Consider the following 20,563-nt stretch of genomic DNA (forward strand, 5'->3'; position numbering starts at 1 on the left):
TATAAGTTATATTTTGCACCAGTCTTTGGCTTGAATTAATGGAAATATAGAGTCTTCTAATTCAAATTCTTTAAGTTTTAAATCTGAAGGATTATCTTCTCTATCTAATGCATTTATCAAGGTCCAAAAACGATCTAAATGTTTATAGATTCTTTTTTTAGCTAAATCAGTAGTAGTTCCAGCTTTTAATATAAAGCTCCAGTCTGATGATTGAGAAAGTAGTAATTCTCTAGCTGCTTGTTGAAGAATTCTAATTTCGTATTCTTTTTCGACTCCATTACTGCATCTATTTACCATTGCCTTCCCAGCCTTACTCCATTCAGAAATTAACCAGGAATTACTTTCATTAAGCCAGTATTTGTGAAAACCTCCTTGCCCCCAACTTGACGGGCAAGGCTCACATAATTGTAATTTTGAAGTAGACCTTAGAATATCATTCAAATTAGTAAAGAATATATTCTCTTCTTTGGCTTGTTTAAATATCTCGGCTAAAAATATTGGTCCTTCAAACCACCAATGCCCAAAGAGTTCTGCATCAAATGGGGCTACTAAGATTGGTTCTTGATCAATTTCTTGATTTAATCGTTTAAGTTGTATATGTCTATCTTGGAGATAATTCTTTGCATGTTCTTTAGCTTTTTCGGCTGCCAATTTTGGATCGTAAAACTTTTTTTCAGTCAGAGATGTATTTCTTGAAGTGACTTTATGAAGTTTTAAACCAAGAGGCCTGGAGTCTTTTATCCCAATTTTTTTTAATATTTTTTGAGGTAGATCCCACCCTAAATCGCGATGAAACTCTCTGTAGTTTTTATCTCCTGGGTATCCTTCTCTCGAAGACCAAACTGGTAGTGTTGAGTCACTATCTCTACCAAAAAAGGCAACACCATTACTAGAACAAATTGGTGCATATATCCCATACCTAGGCCTAGGATTAGCATGTAATAAGCCATGTCCATCTAAAATTGAATATCTAAGGCCGCATTCCAGCATTAATTTATCTAAGCCTTCATAATAAGCACATTCTGGTAGCCATATCCCTTTAGGTTTTACTCCGAAAAAACGAAAATGTTCTTTTACAGCAGTTGATAATTGTGCTTTGACACACTCTATGTTTTCTCTAAGTAATGGAAGATATCCATGAGTGGCTGCACAAGTAAGTAGATCAACTACATTATATTTTTGTAGTTGCGAAAACCTTTGTATTAGGTTCCCTTCACATGATTCCCAATCACTTAGTTGGTTATTTATATATTTGTCTAGGTAATCAGATGCAATTTGTCTTTCTTTATCAATATAATTAAGAAGATTTAATCTATCTTTCAACCAATCAGGAAACCTAGCTTTTAAATCTTTGTCATCTAAAAGAGATAGAAGTGTGGGTGATAGAGAAATGGTGATTTTTGGCGTTTCATCTTTTTCTTGTAATGATTTCTCAAGTACTTTTAAGATAGGTAGATAACATTCAAAGAGAGCCTGGAAAAACCAGTCCTCTTCAAGAGATCCAGGGTTTGCAGATCTCACATATGGAAGATGAGCATGCAGAACAAGGGCGAGTTTGCCTGTAAACAAGTTCTAGTATGAGGTTCTTTAGATTTAATATCTTATAGAAATATAGTTAGAATAAAATAAATTGTTTAATTGTATTAGGAAATTATATGGCTAAGGATCCTGGAAGAGTTTTGATTTTTGATACAACTCTCAGAGACGGGGAACAATCTCCTGGTGCAAGTTTAAATTTGGAAGAGAAATTAGCGATAGCACATCAACTTGCAAGATTGGGTGTTGATATTATAGAGGCAGGCTTCCCTTTTGCTAGTCAAGGAGACTTTAAGGCTGTTCAGAGAATTGCTGATCAAGTCGGAGGGGAGGATGGTCCGATTATTTGTGGTTTAGCAAGAGCTTCTAAATCAGATATAAAAGCATGTGGAGAAGCTATATCTCCAGCCCCAAGAAAGCGTATTCATACTTTCATTGCAACTAGCGATATTCATTTAAAACACAAACTTCGTAAGTCAAGATCTGATGTTCTTCAGATAGTTCCTGAAATGGTTAGTTACGCAAGATCATTTTCAGAAGATGTTGAGTTTTCTTGCGAAGATGCAGCAAGAAGTGATCCAAATTTCCTATACCAAATAATTCAAAGTGCTATTTCTTCAGGAGCTTCCACCATTAATATTCCTGATACTGTCGGATATACAACACCAACAGAATTTGGACAATTGATCGCTGGAATAAACAAGAATGTTCCAAATATTGATGAAGCGGTTTTATCTGTTCATGGTCACAATGATTTAGGACTTGCAGTGGCTAATTTTCTTGAAGCAGTTAAAAATGGTGCTAGGCAAATGGAATGCACTGTTAATGGCATTGGTGAAAGAGCAGGAAATGCAGCCCTTGAAGAGTTAGTTATGGCGTTACATGTAAGAAGAAGGTATTTTAATACTTTTTTAGGGAAAGAGATGAATAGTCCAACCCCACTAACTGCTATAAGAACAGAAGAAATTACCAAGACATCTCGGCTAGTCTCAAATCTTACTGGAATGGTTGTTCAACCTAATAAAGCAATAGTAGGAGCAAATGCTTTTGCACATGAATCAGGTATTCATCAAGATGGTGTTTTAAAAAACAGACTTACTTATGAAATAGTTGATGCAAAAACAGTTGGACTTAGCGATAATAGAATTTCTTTAGGAAAATTAAGTGGTAGAAGTGCTGTTAGAGCAAGATTAGAAGATCTAGGTTACGACTTAACTAGAGAGGATTTAAATGATGCATTTGCTAGATTTAAGGATTTAGCAGACCGTAAAAGAGAAATTACAGATAGAGATCTGGAGGCCATAGTTAGTGAACAAGTGATGCAACCTGAAGCACGTTTCCAATTAAAATTAGTGCAAGTAAGTTGTGGAACAGCTTTAAAACCAACAGCTACAGTGACTATTGAAGATCAGGAAGGACAGGAACAGACAACAGTAGCTTTAGGAACCGGTCCAGTAGATGCAGTATGCAAAGCCCTTAAATCTTTGACTAATGAACAAAATGAATTAATTGAATTTTCAGTAAAATCAGTCACTGAGGGTATAGATGCACTTGGTGAGGTCACAATTAGGTTGAGGAGGAATGGACAGATTTTCTCAGGACACTCTTCAGATACTGATGTGGTTGTAGCTTCAGCTCAGGCCTATATAAATGCTTTGAACAGACTTGTTTCTTCAGATCAGAATTTTGCATTGCATCCCCAATATGATGTTGTAAACGGAAATCTTTAGATCATATTTTTGTTGTATTGCGTTTTTCTTTCTTATTTCATATAGAATAGTTAAGTGACAGTTGGTTGAGCGTACATAGGACATGGCTATGCCTGAAGCTAACAAATTTCGTCTGGTAGGAATGGATGGTCTTCCTCATCCAGTACTAGATATGCCTTATGAATCAATAGATGCAGCTAGATTGGCTGCTAAACAATGGACTTCTACTCAAAAGAAAGATCTTTCTGGTAACTATAGTTCTATTGGAATAGAGATTATGACTGAAAATGGTTGTTGGAGGACGATCCAATATTCATAACTTTTATACTTATTTCTATATAATTTGCCATAAAATTAATTTCTAAGAGTCAATTAATTCAATGATATTTGAATTTGAGATTTCCCAAGAATATTTATTTTCAATTATCTTTTAAAGGAATAGATTAAGCGTCTAACTAACTTTATAAAGCTTATCGTTCATTTATATTTAAAAGATAGTATCATTTCAATAGCTAACTTAATATCAAGAAAATGGGTTAATTAACGTTATTTTAATTTAAGTGGATATGGAGTTCTTAATGGTAAAGCCTGTAAAAGGTTACTGGATACTTTCTTGGTTAGGACTTTTTTCGAATCTTCTTGCGCTTCCTTTTATTGCTTATGTAGTTAGTCTTGGCCCACCAATGCATATTGCAAATATAAGCATTGCAATAAGTTTGGCTTGGCCTGCAGCAATTGTTGGAATTGTAGCTTCTGCTGGACTTTTAGCTCAAAGGAAGTGGGGGATTATTGTTTCATTAGTTTCACTTTCAATGGTTATAGCTGGATCAATTCCTTATGGGGTTGTTCGATTGATGCGAGAAGGTGATTTAATAGGTTTAAGTGGTTTATCTTTATTAATAGCTATATTAAATTTGTTTGCATTGATTTATTGGTTATTACCAGTCCATAGGAGAAGAGTAAGATATTAATATAAACCTTAATTAGGTTAACTTATTATTAGATTATAAACTTATTTTTAATTTCATTCTCTTAAGAGGTGAATAAAGGTTTTTTAGTATAAATAGGATATTTAATCCTTCGATGTCTCATCCTTTTCCATACATTGATGAAAGAATTAATTATTAGTTCAATCTCAGCTTTTGAAAGTCCACTATTAATTAATTGCCCATCTGTTTCCCTAGATTCAACAATTTTTCTAATGGTTGCATCTGCTTCTTTTTCATTGCTATTTAAGTTCAAGGCTCTGAGTGAAGCTTCACAGCCATCTGCAAGCATTAGGATTGCAGTTTCTTGAGTTTGAGGAATGGGACCTTTATAACGAAAGTTTTTTTCTGAAGCAGATGGTTCAACTTCCTTTGCTTTTTGGAGAAAAAACCCCATTTTTAATGTGCCTTGATGTTCAGGGATGAAATCAGCAATTGCAGTTGGTAATCGATAACGTTTGGCCATTCTTAACCCCTCATCTACATGTGCTTGTAATATCTCTGCGCTTTTATAGGGATCATTAAGTTCATCATGAGGGTTTTTGCCCTCTTCTTGATTTTCAATGAACCAATTTGGTGCATGTAGTTTGCCTATATCATGGTAAAGCCCCCCGGTCCTTACAAGATCTGTATCAGCTCCAATACTCCTTGCACCTTCTTCAGCCAAGCTGCATATCATTAAAGTATGTTCAAAAGTTCCTGGAGCTTCTTTAGATAATTTCCTTAGTAGAGGTCTTTCCTGATCTGCAAGTTCTAATAATCTTGCCCTGGTTAGTAAACCAAATGTACTTTCAAGAATTGGTAAAAGCAATATAGTAATCATCAACATTGCTCCAAGAACTAAAGCTTCGGTAATTAATGCTTCTGAATTTGGAGCTAGTCTTCCCCAGGCACTATCTGATGGGGAGATTTTATTTCTTATAAGAATCCATTCTAATAGAAGAGCACTAACTGGAAGTAATACAGCTATTTGAAGAAGTTGAGCTCTACTTCTCATACGCCCTCCTTGAAAGGCAACTAATGAAGCTGTTAATGCGGCAATAATTAATCTTCCTTCACCAATTCCACTAACTGGGACAGGCCATAAGAGACTACCTATTGCCAACCAACCTAAGGCTGAAGCAGTACCTATCCCCTGTGAAAGAAGAAGAGTAGGGGGAACTAGGATTTGTAAAGGACTTATTGCTGCTCCAAACCAATCTTTACTTAATTGTGCAATTAATAATAGTCCTAGTGCTAACAATGCATGTTTAGGCTTAAGAGAAGGTTTGTCTCTTCTCATAACCATAAGTAATATAAGGCAACTTAAAAATGCTTCAGTAAAACTCCAAAACCACTCAATTGGCTTTGCGCGTCTATTTATTAGACCAAAATAATCAAGAACGTCATATCTTTTTTGATTTATAGTTTCGCCTTTTCTTGTGATCAAATCACCTTTCTTAACTTCAATCTTTGGAATGCCTTGTTTTGTAATTAGTTCTTCTAGTAGTTGCTGACTTCTATTGGAATCATGACGAAGATTACTCTTGCCATTGAAAGTATTTGCAATTAATTTACTTCCAATAGTTTTTGACTCTGATTGGCTTCCTTTTAGTGAAGACAATTGAAGGTAAGCTGAACTTTTGAGTTGATCTTGAGCAAGCGTTTTTATAAGACCTTGGCTAAGCATTTTTTCAGCAACTTCAATTATTTCTCTGCTCCAAGAAGCTCTTTTTTCTATAGATTGTTTCGCAAGCCATTTTCTCTCTAGCCTTGTAAGATTGACTGGTCCTATTCGATCTGCATCATTGGTTGCTAAGAGCTCTAATTCTTTAAGTTGATAAACCAATTCTTTTAAAAGCTTTTGAGACTCTTTTTGGTCAATTACTTGTACTGAAGTAAGTGGAATAAGATCAGACCTTTTTTGTTGAAGTGCTGCACTGTCAATTACAAGAGCATCTTTAGCTGCGATTGATTCAAATGGCGCTATATCTCCAGGTTTTAAGTCAGGAACAGCTAATAATTTGTAGCTAGAAATTATTGCAATTAACAAACAAACCATTAAAAGACCAGCTCTGTCAGCTGCCGACCAATTAATGACAGCCCTTCGTGGGGCCTGGCTAATCGACCAGTTTCTCAAGATGCTTTTTAAACTAGGAATTTTTGGCAATGCTTTAAGAAGGTCTTTATAAAGTTAGCTAGCTATTGGCAGCATGGTTCATTCAAATTAATTTGTTCAAATGAAAAACATTCTTGATGGAAAGTTACTCGCAAGAGAGTTGGAATTGAGACTCATTGCAGAGATTAACCGATTTGTTGCTCAAGTTGGGAGACCTCCAGGGCTTGGGGTTATAAGGGTTGGGGATGACCCTGCGAGCAAAGTTTATGTATCTAATAAGGAAAAGGCATGTAGAAGAGTAGGCCTTAATAGTGTTGTTCTTCATCTTGGTGCAGATAGCTCTCCTGAAGCAATTATTCAAACAATAGAATCATTAAATAATGATCATAAGATAGATGGAATCCTCTTACAGTTACCTTTACCACAAGGAATTGATGCAGCACCCCTATTACAGGCTATTAGTCCTGATAAGGATGTTGATGGACTGCATGCTTTAAATTTAGGTCGATTAATTAAAGGGGAAAAAGGACCAAGATCTTGTACCCCTGCAGGAATAATGGCATTGCTTCGGCGTAATAAAGTTACTTTGGAAGGGAAGAATGCTGTAGTAATTGGTAGAAGCATTCTTGTAGGAAAGCCTATGGCTTTAATGCTTCAAGCTGCAGATGCAACAGTAACTATTGCCCATTCAAAAACAGCAAATCTGCCTGTATTAACTAATCAGGCAGATATTTTAATCGTTGCTGCTGGAAAAGCTCATTTAATTGGGGATGAGCATGTTCGAGCTAATTCTATAGTTGTTGATGTTGGCATTCATCGAATAAACAAAGAATCTTCTATGCCAGGAAAATTAGGATATAAACTTTGTGGGGATGTGAGATCAGAAGAAGTTGCTTATAAAGTAAAAGCTATTACTCCTGTCCCAGGTGGAGTAGGGCCTATGACTGTTTCAATGTTGTTAGTTAATACAGTGAATTGTTGGCAATTCCATTGCGGTTTGTCATCTACTCTTAGCGATTTGCTTCCATAAAGCCTTAATCCTGAGAGAATTTAAGTAATTATTTTTTTTTCATGGCGGAAGCAGTCATTTCTTCTTTTGACTTCACCGCTTATCTAGCGAAAGCTAGGAATCGAGTGGAAGTAGCTTTAGATGCTTCTTTAGGGCCAGAAAGACCTGAGCAACTAAGAGAAGCTATGCGATATTCCCTTTTGGCTGGAGGTAAAAGGTTGAGACCTATCTTGTGCTTAGCAGCTTGTGAGTTGACAGGAGAAGATTCTGATATGGCAATGTCTGCAGCAGTGGCAATTGAAATGATTCATACCATGTCCTTGATACATGATGATTTGCCTTCAATGGATAATGATGATTTACGAAGGGGACGTCCTACTAATCACAAGATATATGGCGATGCTTTGGCAATTCTTGCAGGAGATGCTCTTTTGACAAGAGCATTTGAGATGGTTTCTCTTCGAAGTCCTGGAGTATCTTCAGAAAGATTATTGAAGGTTGTAGGAGAACTTTCATTAGTTGCTGGTGCACCAGGTTTGGTAGGTGGTCAAGTAGAAGATCTTGAGTGTGAAGGGAAAGAAGTTGATCTGGATACTCTTGAATTTATTCATATTCACAAAACGGGAGCTCTTCTTAGGGCTTCAGTGGTCTGCGGAGCCCTTATAGGTGGCGCAAGTAATTCCCTTCTTAATGCTTTAAGGGTTTATGCAAATGCTATAGGATTAGCATTTCAAATAATAGATGATATTCTAGATGTGACCTCAAGTAGTGAAGTTTTAGGCAAGACGGCTGGTAAGGATTTGATAGCAGATAAAACTACATACCCAAAGCTGCTTGGTTTAGATGAATCAAGAGCAAGGGCAAAAGAACTTATTGAAAATGCTAAAGAAGCTTTAAAACCTTGGGAAAAAAATGCTTTGCCCCTTATAGCTTTAGCTGACTATATAATTAGTAGAGATAGATGACTCTTTTTCAAAATAGTCAATTTTTTTCAATTGCAGAATTACTTGACAACTCTGTTTTGTGTTGGGCCTTACTTTCTTGTGGCATAGCGCAATTTTCCAAGTTGTTTGTTGAATTGATTTTTTTTCAGAAGTGGCGCCCTTCTGTCCTTTTGGAAACAGGTGGAATGCCTTCGAGCCACTCTGCTTTGGTTACAGCAACTGCTTCTGGAATTGGCCTTGACCTTGGATTTGACCATCCAGCATTTGCTTTAGCGGCAACTTTTGCATTTGTTGTTATGTATGACGCTAGCGGTGTTAGAAGATCTGCAGGAATAATTGCTGCTCGAGTTAATGAATTACCGTCAGAACTTTGGCCCTCACAACCAGAATCACCTTTGAAAGAAAGTCTTGGTCATACTAGGATTGAAGTTTTAATAGGGTCTTTACTTGGGCCCTTAATTGCTTTGCCAGGAATTGTTTTAATTGGATCTCCTTTACATTTTATACAAAGTTTTGGATTATTAGTAGGGTGATCAATAAACAAAAACTAACATTTGATCAGAATAAAGCACTTGAAAAATTTAATATTTGGCTTGATGAAAAACCATCTTCAAATATATTTATTTTGAGTGGATATGCGGGAAGTGGCAAGACTTTCTTGGCTAGAAAGTTCCTCAAGATTGTTGAGAGCAGGAAAATTTGTTGGACAGTTGCAGCTCCTACGCATAAAGCAGTAGGTGTTTTAAGAAAGGCCTTAGATAAAGAGCAAATAAACCCCACTTGGTATCCCGCTACTATTCATAGGCTTCTTCGGTTAAAGCTTAAGAGAAAAGGTAACTTAGAGGTTTGTGAAAAAACTGATAAAACTTTAAAGGCTTTAGATCAGTTGGGCATGGTTCTCATAGATGAAGCTTCTATGTTAGAAAGTAATCTTCTGGAAATAGTTATTTCATGTGCAAAGAGTTTTAATACTAGGTTGGTGTTTGTTGGCGACCCTGCGCAATTGCCACCAATAGGTGAATCAGTTAGTCCTGTCTTTTCAATAATAAGAGCAACTAAGAGTCATTTGAATGAGGTGGTAAGGCATCAAGGTTCAGTGCTGAAATTAGCTAATCTTATTAAAGAAAAAGATTTTCCTTGTAGTGCTCCTCCATGTTTCTCACTTGGGAAGCCTAATTCAGGAGTTATTGGTTCTCTAGATCAAACAACTTGGTTAGAACAAGCTAAATTAGCTTTAAAGGAATCTACTGCCAAAAATGATCCTGATTCTGTAAGGATACTTTGTTATACGAATAGATACCTTGAGAGGCTTACTCCTCATGCCCGTAGAGCATTGCACGGAAAATTGGCGGATGAAATGCCTGTTTTGCCTGGAGAAGTGTTGATTAGTAGAAGAGCTGTTATGAGTTTGGCTTCTTTAAAAAGTAATGAAAAACTGGAAGAACCAGGCATCTTATTGGGATCAAATACAGAGATGATTGTTGAAGACGTAAATAATGAAAAGTTTTATTTACCAGATAACGAATTAGGAGGAGACTTAGGATTTGATATTCCAGAAATTAATTCTCTTGTAGCAAAAGTTCGTGTATCCAATAATATTTTCTTGATAAGACTCATGCCTGAAATTGGATCAAATTCTAGAGTTGTCCTTGATAAATTAATGAACCAATTAAGTAATCTTGCTAAGAAACTATCTAAAAAAGAGTCTCGTCATATATGGAAAAATTTTTTTTATCTAAGAGATTCATTTGCATTTGTTGGACCAGCATCTGTACTAACAGTTCATAGAAGTCAAGGTAGTACTTTTGAAGAAGTTTATATTGCCTCAGATGTTTTTTGGGCAAGAGAAGATTCTCTAAGAAAACATTTGTTATATGTAGCTGTATCTAGAGCAAGTAAAGCAGTTTGGCTTGCAGGCGATTCATCAATAAATCCAATAGATAATATTTGGAATGATAAACTTATTTTTTCAAATTGATATTACTAACTCCTTAAGATATCTGACCATCTTTTAAGTATTTTTGGCGAACTTGCCCAATGAAGATGAATCCAGCTTGCATGAAATAATTGATTCCCCCATCCTTCCTTAAAAGAATCTATTCCCCAACCTTGAACTTCCCAGATTTTTGATAGCTCATTCTTATTAAAACTAGGATTATGATTATTACTTAATAGATTCTTTTTTTTATTAATAACTTCTAATTCCCATCTGTGAAATTCATGCCCCATAAAAACGTCTCCTTTGTTAGAAATCAGATTTTCACTCATAGAAATTGCTTTTCGATAACCTATGCTTAGTGATCCTTTTTTTGCTTTAAAAGGTAATAAACCAGCCATAGGGAAATCTTTACCATTAGAATCAGTTAATGATTTTCCTAAGATAAGCATTCCTCCACATTCTGCATATATAGGGTGTTTGCCAAAGAAGTTTTTAATAGAGTTTAAACTTCTTTTTGATTGACTTATTTCTTCTGTGAATTCTTCAGGAAATCCTCCTGGAATAATTAGTCCTTTTGCTTCTTTTGGAATTGATTGGTCCTTAATTATTTCCCAATCAATTATTTTAAATCCTAATCTTTCAAGGGATTCTTTAGTTTCTGGATATCTGAAATGGAATGCATTGTCTCTTGCGATAGCAATTGTTAAATCTTTTTTAAAGTCTTCATCTTTAATGTCAATACTTATACTTTCTATTGCCCCTTTTGAATTCTTTGGTGATTTAAGAAGCTTTTCTATTGAAGTAATATTTAAAAACTTCTCAGACAAAAAAGACCATTCATCAATCTTTTCTTCTAAATCTGTTATTTCATGAGCTGGTATTAACCCAAGAGATTTATTTGGAATATAAAGACTATCGATTTTTGGAATGCAACCTAGAACTTTAATATTAATACTGCTAAGAACTTCAGTTAACAAATTCTTGTGACGTGTACTATTTACATTGTTTAAAATTACGCCAGCAATATTTAAATCATTATCAAAATCCCTAAATCCTTTTAGAAGAGCAGCAATTGAAGAACCTTGTCCACTAGCATCAATAATTAATAATATAGGAAGCTTTAATATCTTTGATATATCTGCTGTACTTCCTTTAGAAGAAGAACCAATACCATCATATAAACCCATAACCCCTTCAATTAGGGTAAGTTCAGAAGAACTACTGAACTCATTGAAGTTACTCTTTATCCAATCTGTACCACATAAGATTTTGTCTAAATTTCTACACGGTTTCTTAGAAATTAGAGTTAGTAATTGAGGGTCAAGGTAATCAGGGCCAATTTTGAATGTTTGAATGCTTTTTTTTCTTTTATGAGCCCAAGCTGTTAGTAGAATACTAAGAAGTGTTTTGCCACTATTACTTGAAGGAGCTCCTATTACTAATGCCATTTTGGCTTTTCTTTAAAGGTTTTTAAATTTCTTAGATTGAGTTAATTAGATTAAGCATTTTTGTAGCTATTGGAGTTGCATTATTAAGTAGTGGACTTGTTGTCCCTCTACTGGTCTCAAGTAGGCGGGCTACATCCATTTCCACAGGGTTTTGTTGAATAGGAACTACTTCTTCTAATAGTTCCATATTTGCCATGCCACCTGCTTCAAGACGCATGCATTCGCCTGATTCAGAGGCTAGTATTACGCATAAAGAATTTTCTTTCCCTTCTTCTATATTCTTACAAATTAGTCTTATTCCTATGATTTGACCAGGATGAATACTTGGTTTACCTATTGGCAATGTCATTAATCTCAATTGTACGATCTCTTTATCTGATCGCTGAAACTTTGTGGTTATAGTATTGCCTTCTTTAGAAACTTTGTTGGTTAATTTCCATTCAAGTTTATCTGCTATCCATGATGCTAAAAGTAATCCTTGAACAAGATGTTTTCCTTCGATATCAATATCCAAATTAATAATTTTTGAAAGAGAATCTCTGCGTGTAGGAGGATCAAAAACCATAGCAAGAGTTTCACGCCATGTTCTAAGTCTTAGCCAATTAAGATCATTAACAGCTTGACCGCTTATTATTCTTTGCTGCAAAACTTCTAAGCATCTTGTAGGTTCACCAAGTGCAGTATCAATAATAATTCGTCTAGTTGGTAAAGCTAAATTATTAAGTAGATGAGTCTCTTCATCAAGATGACTATTCCACCAAAGCCATGAAGGAAGGTCTTGAGGAATCAATTCTTCAACAATGTCAAGTCCTTCCTTAAGTGAATTTGTATCTCCTCTTAGAACTATTACATCTCCACAGGCAGAATTACCTCCTCCTTCTTCAGGTAGAGGACAATAAGCTGCAATAAGAGTTTCTAAATCATGTTTTCTTTCAAGAGTAGGAGCTAGTGTTATTAGACGTCTTGGTTGAAGTTCACTGATGGCTGCATCAATGTGTTGTCCTCTTAAATCATCTTCTGCATAAGATAAAGATAAAGCATTTAATGATGTAGAAACTTTTTTATCTAAAGGTGGAGTTGAATGAGGCAAATTAGCACTTAAAATTATTTTCCTTGCTGCTTCTATTAGTTCACTTCTTTGATTCCCTATTATTGGGCCCTTAATTTCTCCCATTCTTACTAGCTTTTGTTCAAGCCATGCTGGTTGCCAAACAAGAAGGCAGAATGTATTAGCACCTTTATTATCTGTCTCATCAAGAGCCCAAAGTTTTTTTAAGTAATTTGGTATTTCTTCTGGAGGAAGTTGTATGGGCGTTTGAAGAGTAAGTTGTGGCGACATTTTGCTTTTTTAAAATTGAAATTAAGCTTTGAAAAGAAAATAAGTTTAAGGTCTTCGCCAAAGCAGATGATCCTTAGCTAATAAAGCATCAGCTTCTGAGGGGCCCCAAGTCCTAGCTTCGTATTGATAAGTAGGAAGTTGCCATGGGCTATCTTCTATTATTTCTAGGAGAGGTGTGTAAAGTCTCCAAGCTGCTTCTACTTCATCGCTTCTAGTAAATAATGTGGGATCTCCTAGCATTGCGTCTGCTAAAAGCCTTACATAGCCTTCGTCAGATGGTTCGCCAAACGATTCATCATATGAGAATTCCATCTCAACAGGTCTACTTCTCATCCCTGATCCAGGAGACTTAACTTCAAATTTAAATTCAGCTCCTTCATTAGGTTGGATTCTTAGAATTAGTTGATTAGAGGTTGGACTTCCTCCTGCTGCGTCAAATAAATGTACAGGAGCTTCACGAAACGTAAGGACTACCTCGCTTGTTCTTTTTGCCAATCGTTTACCAGTTCGAATGTAAAAAGGCACACCTTGCCAGCGCCAATTATTAATAAAGAGTTTCATTGCTACATAGGTTTCTGTAGTGCTATTTGGGCTGACACCAGGTTCCTCTCGATAGCCCATTAGGGGATTGGATTTAGAACCTCCTTTGGAATATTGACCCCGAACACAACATTTCCAAGGTTCTAATTCATCTGCCAAATGAGCTGCTTGAAGTACTTTGGCTTTTTCATTTCTTATTGCTTCTGGATCAAAATGACCAGGTGGTTCCATAGCTGTTATTGCAAGCATTTGGGTTAAATGGTTTTGCACCATATCTCTTAAAGCACCTGAGGTTTCGTAATAAGCAGCTCGATCTTCAACTCCTACAGTCTCTCCCGAAGTTATTTGTACATTCGAAATAAAATTTCTATTCCATATAGGTTCAAATATTGTATTTGCAAATCTCATTACCAAAATATTTTGTACAGTTTCTTTGCCAAGATAATGATCAATGCGGAATATTTGACTTTCGAGAGCACAAGTTTGGACCAATTTATTTAGGCTTTGTGCGCTACTGAAATCACGGCCAAAGGGTTTTTCTATAACTATTCTGCTTCTCTTTGGATCATTTAATAATCCTGCTGAAGCCAATGCTTTGCATCCACTTGAATAGAATTTTGGAGAAACTGAAAGATAAAAAGTTCTATTTGCATGAGTTGCTTTTAGTTTGTCTATTTCATTTAGTCTTTCTCTTAAAGTCAAAATATCTTGACTATTTTCAAGATTAACTGGTTCATAAAAAAGTGAAGATGAAAACTCTTTCCATTCTTTCGGATTTTCTTGGATTTCTTTCGTCAAAGAATGTTCCATTTTATGGCGAAACTCTTCATCACTCCAACGTCGGCGAGCACAACCGATGACAGCAAATTCTTGTGGTAATCTTCGTTGTTTGAATAACTCAAATAACGCAGGCACTAATTTTCTATGGGTTAAGTCTCCGCTGGCGCCAAATATAATCAAACATTGTGGGGAAATAACTCTTTCTTGTCTAAGACCTACTCTTAATGGATTTGTAATAGGCATTTTAATTTGAATCCAATCCCCTGTTGGTATATCAAATATAATTAATTCAAAATATTTATTTAATACAGGCTATCTTTTGTTCTCAGATCACCAAATTATCTTGAGTAGGAATTTTCAAAAATTAGTTCCAAAATATATAAATTGATAATTTTTAGATTTATATGATCAAGTTGTTAGTACGTCTCTACATGCCATCTTCCTGCTTTTTTTAGCTGAGGCCTTAATTCTGACCAATTCAAACCTTTAGCTAAGGCTGCAGCTGTCATTGCTTCGTCTATACCTGGTTCCATTCCCTTAAGTCCACAGAGGTATATATGTGTTTTTGGATTTTCAATTAAGGAGAAAATTTCATCAGCATGTTCGAGTACTCGATCCTGTATATACATTCGACCACCTTTTGTATTGTTTTGCTCCCTACTAATTGCTTTTGTATAACGAAGATTCTCAGGGAATTGAGATTTGTAATGCTCAAAATCATCATCGTATAAAAGATTTGCTGTTTTTGGAGCACCCATAAATAACCAAGCTTTACCTTTGAAATACCAATTATTTTTTTCTCTTTCTGTTGGCTCGAACATCTTCCTTAAATAAGCTCTCATTGGAGCTATACCAGTTCCAGTAGCAAGCATGATGATATTTGCATCTTCATCATCTGGAAGAAGCATTTCTTTCCCTACAGGTCCTGTTATTTTGACTTTGTCGCCAGGTTTTATGTCACAAAGATACGTTGAACAAACTCCATCAATAGTTTTCCCATCCTGTTCATACTGAAGTTGTCTAACACATAATGATACTGTGTTTCCCTGGAAATTATCACCATACCTTGTACTAGCAATTGAATATAGACGTATTTTGTGAGGCTTACCTTTAGCATCTTGTCCAGCTGGAATAATTCCTATGCTTTGTCCTTCGATATATTTAAGTTGAGGATTTCCATTTGAAAGATCAAAAGTTATATGATTAACCCTTCCAATGGCACCATCTTTTAAAAGACTATAGTTCTCTGTAACTGTGCCTTCGAATGGAGATTTAGGTTTATAAGTATTTACAGGGACATTTGCGTGCGCAGGTTTTTTAACTGCCTTGGCAGGCGCAGAAGGCTTTTCAGGAGGCTTGGGGGGCTGCTTAACAGACTTTTCATCTGTTAGGCCAGCTTTACCAGGCTTTTTGTTAATACTGCGGTGGAATTTTTGAAAAAAACCAACTAATCCAATTAAAACTGGAATATGCGCTAGGCCACCGGCCAAAACTTGTGCTTCCGAATAAGCCATTAAAAACTTAAAACCGCTAAAGAGAATACCAATATTTCGACTTTATTAGGGGATATATCCTTTTTTAAAGTTTACGTTTTGAGATTGGCACAAGTCTGAACATTCTATTAAAACAACCAAGATGGTTTTTTTTTATGTATTGTTCATTGGATTTTGTTCTTTTGGTCAATTGGTTTCTAGTAACAAAAACGAACATTCTGGAGACCGATTAGCTTCGCATCGAAGAGTTATCGAAAATAGAACTATTGAACAAACAATGGAGGTTCTTCCAGGCGGAGCAAGAAGACTAGCGGCACAATTGAGGACTCCCTTAGGATTTGATGCTCTTTGGACAGTATTAACTAATTACAATCAACTCAGTGAATTAATTCCAAATCTTCGAACTAGTCAAGTCCTTTCAAGAGTTGAAAATGAAGTTTATTTAAAACAAGTCGGTTCTCAGGAATTTTTAGGATTGAATTTTTCAGCTGAGGTTTGGATAAAGCTTTTAGAGGATAAGAACAATGGATCGCTAACATTCAATTTGGTTAAAGGAGATTTTAGAAGATTTGATGGGTCTTGGAAAATAGCACCTTTGTTAAGTGATCTAAATAGTTCTTTAACTTATGAACTTACTGTCCAAGGTTGTTTTGGTATGCCTGTAAGTCTTATTGAAAAGCATTTAAGAAAAAATTTGACAACAAATCTATTAGCAGTTGAGAAAGCTGCCGCTCAAATAGGCTTATGAAAAATTAATGTATAGCCCCAAGGGGATTCGAACCCCTGTCGCCTCCGTGAAAGGGAGGTGTCCTAGGCCTCTAGACGATGGGGCCTTGCCGGTGATCATACACAAATGTGATCACTATCACATTTGAAAGCTAAGTTTAAGACTGCTCCTGCGTCAAGACCTCAAGGGACTTGTTTTGTTTATCCCAAACCGGAACTGTGAAATAAAAACAGGCTCCTTTGTTGGGTTCAGAGACTACCCATATCTTTCCACCATGGACTTCTACTATTCTTCTGCAGACAGATAGTCCTATTCCAAAGCCAGAAGTTTTGTCAGAAGTTTGAGGTAATCGAACACGATCTAGAAATATTCTTTGTTGTTCTTCCTTGGGGATTCCAGGACCATTGTCACAAATGCTTACCTGAACCCATTGATTAGTTCTGTGGAGCATAGTTATTTCTATGGAATCTCCTTTAACTGAAAACTTAAGAGCATTTTCAATTAAATTTAATAAGACTTGTCTGATCCTCTTGTGATCTACAAATACAGCTGGTAGATCCGAAGGTATATCTGTATTAATTCCAATTCCTCTACTTAACCAAAATTTCTCTAATTCAAGAATTACTTCTGCAGAAATATTTGCAAGGTTTGATTGTTTAGGTGTGCATAAAGCTTCCCATCTGGTTGAACCAACTTCAAGGAGGTCTTTTGAAAGTGATTCAATTTCCTCTAAACGTCTTTTTATAACCTCTTGCAATTTACTTAAATCAATCTGCCCAAGTTGTTGGCTTTGAATAGCTAACTTTGCTGCAGAAAGAGGTGTCCTCAATTCATGAGCGACCATCCTAAGTAGTCTTTCCTGAGCTTCAATACGGTTCGTGAGGGTTTCGTTTTCTTGTTTTAAGACCAGATTTTCATCTTGTAGATGTAATTCTTGTTTAGTTCTATTGAATTCAATTTCTGTTTTTTTGAGATTTAAGTCAAGACCATTTTTAAAGAATTCTTCTTCCCATCTTGGGAGCCAATTCTGAATTTGTTGAAAAATTCTGGTACCTGCAAAAACCTGTTTAGGAAGTGGATTAATTTTTATTAGTGCTGGTATTGCTACAAGTCTATGAAATTCAAGCAATTCAGGTTCTTGTTTTGGGTCCGAGAATTGAAGAGTTACTTCAAATCCAGAAGCCTCTGACTTGAGAAAGTTTATTAGAGATCTTAAATCAGCTCTTGATAACTGTTGCTTACTTGCAACGAGAAGAAGTGTGAGCTTTTTTAGTTCAGTAGCTGTTTGTTTGATCACAGCTTAGAACAATTGAAGTAGAGAATAGTTTATACAGCATAGTCGATATAGTGCTTTATGAAGAGATTTATGATCACTTTGTTCTGTTATATTTAATAATATTAATGATTAAAGCCTTTTCTTAAGGCTTTAATCATTAATATTAGGCTTTATTTTTGCAAACAAGTTTGATGTTAATAATGTATGTATATTGTTGTTAAAAGTAAATATAAAATCAAATCAAAATATATTTTACTCTCAGTTTAGGTTATATATATATTCATTTATTCCTTTAAAATATTATTTTTTTTAAATGGTTTTTTTTCTAATAGGGTCTAGAGGATATAACTCATAGAAAAACAATTATTTTATCTTTAGTTAAAAGTGATTTATATTGCTTTTAAAGGATAATTGAATTTTTAAGAAGATAGACTATTATAATTATGTTTAATTTGAAGCTTACTGGACTCTGTGTTTAATTGCTTTACTCACTTGAGAAAAATCACTATGCGTTTAAGAAAACTCTCTTTGGGATTTCTTCTTTTTCAAGTATTTCTTGGATATTCTTTTTCTCCAGCATTAGCGGAAAAGACTCTACAAAAAAAATCAGCCACAGAAGAGGACCTTTTTTTATATAGAGCTATAGGAGCTACTTATATTTGTGTTGCACGCGAGGTAGACATTGAATTCTCCAAGGCTTCAGCTATTGCAGCTATTACATATGTTAATTTATTAGAAGGAAAACATGGTGGAAAGATTAAAGTTATAGGCGATAAAGAATTATCAAGAAAAGAGTTAATAGTTGGTGCAAATAATCAACTCATCCCAGCAGCAGTTGAATACTGCCCAGATAAAATTCCAAATAAGACAAAGAAAGATGTAGAAAAATATTTAAAAGAATTGAAGAAAAAAACCAAAAGAAAATGATCTTAAGTTTATCTGAACATAGAACTTATTGAGCTTTCTTCATGTATTCTCCATATTGCTTCTCCAAGCATATTTGCAACAGAAAGTACTTTTAATTGACTAAATAATTGATCCCTTGGAACAGGAATACTATTTGTAACTACCACTTCTTCAAAAAGGTCTTTTGCTGATAAACGTGTATAGGCTGGCGGTGAAAAAACTGCATGTGAGGCACATGCAATTACTCTTTTAGCTCCTTCTTTTCTTAGAAGTTGTGCGCCTGCACATATAGTTCCACCAGTATCAATCATGTCATCAATTAATATTGCGGTTTTATTTGAGACATCACCAATAACTGTAAGGCTCTCAGCGATATTATGAGCTGATCTCCTTTTATCAATAATAGCAAGCGGTGCACCTTTCATTTGTTTTGCAAATGCTCTTGCTCTAGCAACCCCTCCAACATCAGGAGAAACTACCACCACATCACTTAAGTTTTTTGTTGAAAGGTAATCAACTAATACTGGTGATCCATATATGTGATCACAAGGTATATCAAAATAACCTTGGATTTGGGCTGAATGCAAATCCATAGCTAGGACTCTGTCAACTCCTGAAGATACGAGGAGGTTTGCAGTGAGTTTGGCTGTAATCGATTCTCTTCCGGCTGTTTTCCTGTCTGCCCTTGCATATCCATAATAAGGAATAACAGCAGTAACTTGTCTAGCTGAGGCTCTTTTACATGCATCTACCATGATCATTAACTCCATAAGGCTGTCATTTACAGGAGCACATGTTGGTTGTATTAAAAAAACATCACATCCTCTTATTGATTGCTGAATCTGTACATATAGTTCCCCATCGGCAAACCTTTTAGATACAAGTGGTACATCCTCTATGCCTATATATGATGCTATCTCTTTTGCAAGAGTAGGATTAGAAGTACCGCTTATTAGCTTTAATCTTTGAGTATTATGGCTGTTCTTTAGATTTTCAGCCGTAGATGCGGTGATAAAGCTAGTCACAATTCGCCGCAATCAATAACCCTTATATTGATGCTAATGCTGATAGCTCTCTATTCCAAATTTTTTTTAACTCTTGTAGGCGATCGATGATTTCTCATAACCCTATTCTTTATTCGATTGGTGATTTGTCTAAGGAGTTAGAGATTGCAGGATCCATTGCTATTTCTAAGTTTACAGGTACAAGAGTTTTAAATATTGCATGTGAAGAAGATCCAAATGTTGTTCTTGAATTATTTGTAAAAAGAAATGATATTGGGAAAATTTGTGGAGATCCAGCCATGTTAAGACCATCTGGAGATAGCTGGTTAGGAGCAATTGGAGCATGGAAAATACCATTCATTTTATTAATACCACCACTCACTTCAGGCAATATTCCTGGCATCGCGGCTGCTTATGTAAGTTTATGCAAGGATTTAAGGGTTCCTTTAGTTGGATTAATTCAGTTAGGCGGTATTTGGAACTCTTTAGATAGAAAATTAGATGGGTTGCCGTGGTGTGGTCTCATGCCGGATGAAGTTTTAAGAGCTGATTTCCAAATTAATAAAATCAGCTCTTTATCTCTTCAGCAAATGGAAGAAAGTATGTTCAATATAAGAAAGCGTATATCGCTGCTAATTGAAAAAAAATGATTAAGGTTATCTTAAAAAAACTTAGTATTATCTATATCTCTAAAATTAATTTATTAAAATAAAAATATAGAAATTAGATATGTGTATTTCCTATCTAGGTTTAGAAATAATTTTAATATCTTCTCTAATATTATTGAATTCCAGTGTTATATTATTGGAAATCAAATTCGAACACCAAA

At 35.3% G+C, this 20,563-nt stretch carries 18 protein-coding genes and 1 tRNA gene; 10 read left to right on the forward strand and 9 right to left on the reverse strand.

Annotation, left to right across the window (positions count from 1 at the left end; translation table 11 throughout):
- Window positions 1-6 precede the first annotated feature (6 nt).
- On the reverse strand, window positions 7-1,569 hold the full coding sequence (locus O5636_RS00950) for a glycoside hydrolase family 57 protein (protein ID WP_269622762.1): 1,563 nt from the start codon (window positions 1,567-1,569) through the stop codon (window positions 7-9).
- A gap of 86 nt (window positions 1,570-1,655) precedes the next feature.
- Here O5636_RS00950 and O5636_RS00955 point away from each other — a divergent pair, with 86 nt between their 5' ends.
- From O5636_RS00955 to O5636_RS00965, 3 genes are all read left to right on the forward strand, one after another.
- Entirely contained in the window at window positions 1,656-3,266 is a 1,611-nt protein-coding gene (locus tag O5636_RS00955) for a 2-isopropylmalate synthase (RefSeq protein WP_269622763.1), read from the forward strand.
- 82 nt (window positions 3,267-3,348) lie between these two features.
- Complete coding sequence (locus O5636_RS00960) at window positions 3,349-3,564, forward strand: hypothetical protein (protein ID WP_269622764.1); 216 nt, start codon at window positions 3,349-3,351, stop codon at window positions 3,562-3,564.
- A 247-nt stretch (window positions 3,565-3,811) separates the two neighbouring features.
- On the forward strand, window positions 3,812-4,216 hold the full coding sequence (locus O5636_RS00965; protein WP_420063776.1) for a hypothetical protein: 405 nt from the start codon (window positions 3,812-3,814) through the stop codon (window positions 4,214-4,216).
- Window positions 4,217-4,277: 61 nt separating this feature from the next.
- Here O5636_RS00965 and O5636_RS00970 read toward each other — a convergent pair whose 3' ends face one another.
- Window positions 4,278-6,272: an HDIG domain-containing metalloprotein gene (locus tag O5636_RS00970; RefSeq protein WP_269623598.1), complete on the reverse strand. Its 1,995-nt coding sequence runs from the start codon at window positions 6,270-6,272 to the stop codon at window positions 4,278-4,280.
- Between the two features lie 178 nt (window positions 6,273-6,450).
- On the opposite strand from O5636_RS00970, the gene folD reads away from it, so the two are divergent.
- Genes folD through O5636_RS00990 form a run of 4 tightly spaced genes read left to right on the forward strand, consistent with a single transcriptional unit; the run spans window position 6,451 to window position 10,260 of the window.
- Window positions 6,451-7,359, forward strand: a complete 909-nt coding sequence (gene folD / locus O5636_RS00975; protein ID WP_269622765.1) for a bifunctional methylenetetrahydrofolate dehydrogenase/methenyltetrahydrofolate cyclohydrolase FolD — start codon at window positions 6,451-6,453, stop codon at window positions 7,357-7,359.
- 41 nt (window positions 7,360-7,400) lie between these two features.
- Entirely contained in the window at window positions 7,401-8,303 is a 903-nt protein-coding gene (crtE, locus tag O5636_RS00980; RefSeq protein WP_269622766.1) for a geranylgeranyl diphosphate synthase CrtE, read from the forward strand.
- Window positions 8,300-8,815 (forward strand): divergent PAP2 family protein, encoded by a 516-nt coding sequence (locus O5636_RS00985; protein WP_269622767.1) that lies wholly within the window; start codon window positions 8,300-8,302, stop codon window positions 8,813-8,815. The genes crtE and O5636_RS00985 overlap by 4 nt, the downstream gene beginning before the upstream one ends.
- Window positions 8,812-10,260, forward strand: coding sequence for an ATP-dependent DNA helicase (locus O5636_RS00990; protein WP_269622768.1), 1,449 nt, complete (start codon window positions 8,812-8,814; stop codon window positions 10,258-10,260). The genes O5636_RS00985 and O5636_RS00990 overlap by 4 nt, the downstream gene beginning before the upstream one ends.
- A 5-nt stretch (window positions 10,261-10,265) precedes the next feature.
- Here O5636_RS00990 and O5636_RS00995 read toward each other — a convergent pair whose 3' ends face one another.
- The 4 genes from O5636_RS00995 to O5636_RS01010 form a co-directional block, all read right to left on the reverse strand.
- Window positions 10,266-11,669 carry a cobyrinate a,c-diamide synthase gene (locus tag O5636_RS00995; protein WP_269622769.1) on the reverse strand — a complete coding sequence of 468 codons (1,404 nt, stop codon included), beginning with the start codon at window positions 11,667-11,669 and terminating at the stop codon, window positions 10,266-10,268.
- A 31-nt stretch (window positions 11,670-11,700) separates the two neighbouring features.
- Window positions 11,701-13,008, reverse strand: a complete 1,308-nt coding sequence (locus tag O5636_RS01000) for a glucose-6-phosphate dehydrogenase assembly protein OpcA (protein WP_269622770.1) — start codon at window positions 13,006-13,008, stop codon at window positions 11,701-11,703.
- 45 nt (window positions 13,009-13,053) lie between these two features.
- Window positions 13,054-14,571 (reverse strand): glucose-6-phosphate dehydrogenase, encoded by a 1,518-nt coding sequence (gene zwf / locus O5636_RS01005; RefSeq protein WP_420063777.1) that lies wholly within the window; start codon window positions 14,569-14,571, stop codon window positions 13,054-13,056.
- 173 nt (window positions 14,572-14,744) lie between these two features.
- The gene (locus O5636_RS01010) at window positions 14,745-15,842 is read right to left on the reverse strand and encodes an FAD-binding oxidoreductase (protein ID WP_269622771.1); all 1,098 of its coding nucleotides are present in this window, start codon (window positions 15,840-15,842) and stop codon (window positions 14,745-14,747) included.
- Between the two features lie 169 nt (window positions 15,843-16,011).
- Between O5636_RS01010 and O5636_RS01015 the strand changes: the two genes are divergently transcribed.
- Complete coding sequence (locus O5636_RS01015) at window positions 16,012-16,569, forward strand: SRPBCC family protein (RefSeq protein ID WP_420063778.1); 558 nt, start codon at window positions 16,012-16,014, stop codon at window positions 16,567-16,569.
- Window positions 16,570-16,581: 12 nt separating this feature from the next.
- On the opposite strand, the gene O5636_RS01020 is transcribed toward O5636_RS01015, so the two are convergent.
- Window positions 16,582-16,654, reverse strand: a tRNA-Glu gene (locus tag O5636_RS01020).
- Between the two features lie 51 nt (window positions 16,655-16,705).
- Complete coding sequence (locus O5636_RS01025; RefSeq protein WP_269622772.1) at window positions 16,706-17,845, reverse strand: histidine kinase; 1,140 nt, start codon at window positions 17,843-17,845, stop codon at window positions 16,706-16,708.
- Window positions 17,846-18,331: 486 nt separating this feature from the next.
- Here O5636_RS01025 and O5636_RS01030 point away from each other — a divergent pair, with 486 nt between their 5' ends.
- On the forward strand, window positions 18,332-18,751 hold the full coding sequence (locus O5636_RS01030) for a hypothetical protein (protein ID WP_269622773.1): 420 nt from the start codon (window positions 18,332-18,334) through the stop codon (window positions 18,749-18,751).
- A gap of 8 nt (window positions 18,752-18,759) precedes the next feature.
- On the opposite strand, the gene O5636_RS01035 is transcribed toward O5636_RS01030, so the two are convergent.
- Window positions 18,760-19,755: a ribose-phosphate pyrophosphokinase gene (locus tag O5636_RS01035; protein ID WP_269622774.1), complete on the reverse strand. Its 996-nt coding sequence runs from the start codon at window positions 19,753-19,755 to the stop codon at window positions 18,760-18,762.
- An 86-nt stretch (window positions 19,756-19,841) separates the two neighbouring features.
- Here O5636_RS01035 and O5636_RS01040 point away from each other — a divergent pair, with 86 nt between their 5' ends.
- Window positions 19,842-20,384 (forward strand): hypothetical protein, encoded by a 543-nt coding sequence (locus tag O5636_RS01040; protein WP_269622775.1) that lies wholly within the window; start codon window positions 19,842-19,844, stop codon window positions 20,382-20,384.
- Window positions 20,385-20,563: the final 179 nt, after the last annotated feature.

Source organism: Prochlorococcus marinus str. MIT 0918, from assembly GCF_027359415.1.
GTDB classification, from domain to species: domain Bacteria; phylum Cyanobacteriota; class Cyanobacteriia; order PCC-6307; family Cyanobiaceae; genus Prochlorococcus_E; species Prochlorococcus_E marinus_C.

Coding starts and splice junctions, on each gene's coding strand:
- O5636_RS01030 (WP_269622773.1), top strand. CDS start 18,332: ATGCGTTTAAGAAAACTCTCTTTGGGATTTCTTCTTTTTCAAGTATTT.
- O5636_RS00995 (WP_269622769.1), bottom strand. CDS start 11,669: ATGGCATTAGTAATAGGAGCTCCTTCAAGTAATAGTGGCAAAACACTT.
- O5636_RS00965 (WP_420063776.1), top strand. CDS start 3,812: ATGGAGTTCTTAATGGTAAAGCCTGTAAAAGGTTACTGGATACTTTCT.
- O5636_RS00960 (WP_269622764.1), top strand. CDS start 3,349: ATGGCTATGCCTGAAGCTAACAAATTTCGTCTGGTAGGAATGGATGGT.
- O5636_RS00985 (WP_269622767.1), top strand. CDS start 8,300: ATGACTCTTTTTCAAAATAGTCAATTTTTTTCAATTGCAGAATTACTT.
- O5636_RS00955 (WP_269622763.1), top strand. CDS start 1,656: ATGGCTAAGGATCCTGGAAGAGTTTTGATTTTTGATACAACTCTCAGA.
- crtE (WP_269622766.1), top strand. CDS start 7,401: ATGGCGGAAGCAGTCATTTCTTCTTTTGACTTCACCGCTTATCTAGCG.
- folD (WP_269622765.1), top strand. CDS start 6,451: ATGAAAAACATTCTTGATGGAAAGTTACTCGCAAGAGAGTTGGAATTG.
- O5636_RS01010 (WP_269622771.1), bottom strand. CDS start 15,842: ATGGCTTATTCGGAAGCACAAGTTTTGGCCGGTGGCCTAGCGCATATT.
- O5636_RS01000 (WP_269622770.1), bottom strand. CDS start 13,008: ATGTCGCCACAACTTACTCTTCAAACGCCCATACAACTTCCTCCAGAA.
- O5636_RS00970 (WP_269623598.1), bottom strand. CDS start 6,272: ATGGTTTGTTTGTTAATTGCAATAATTTCTAGCTACAAATTATTAGCT.
- O5636_RS01040 (WP_269622775.1), top strand. CDS start 19,842: ATGATTTCTCATAACCCTATTCTTTATTCGATTGGTGATTTGTCTAAG.
- zwf (WP_420063777.1), bottom strand. CDS start 14,571: ATGCCTATTACAAATCCATTAAGAGTAGGTCTTAGACAAGAAAGAGTT.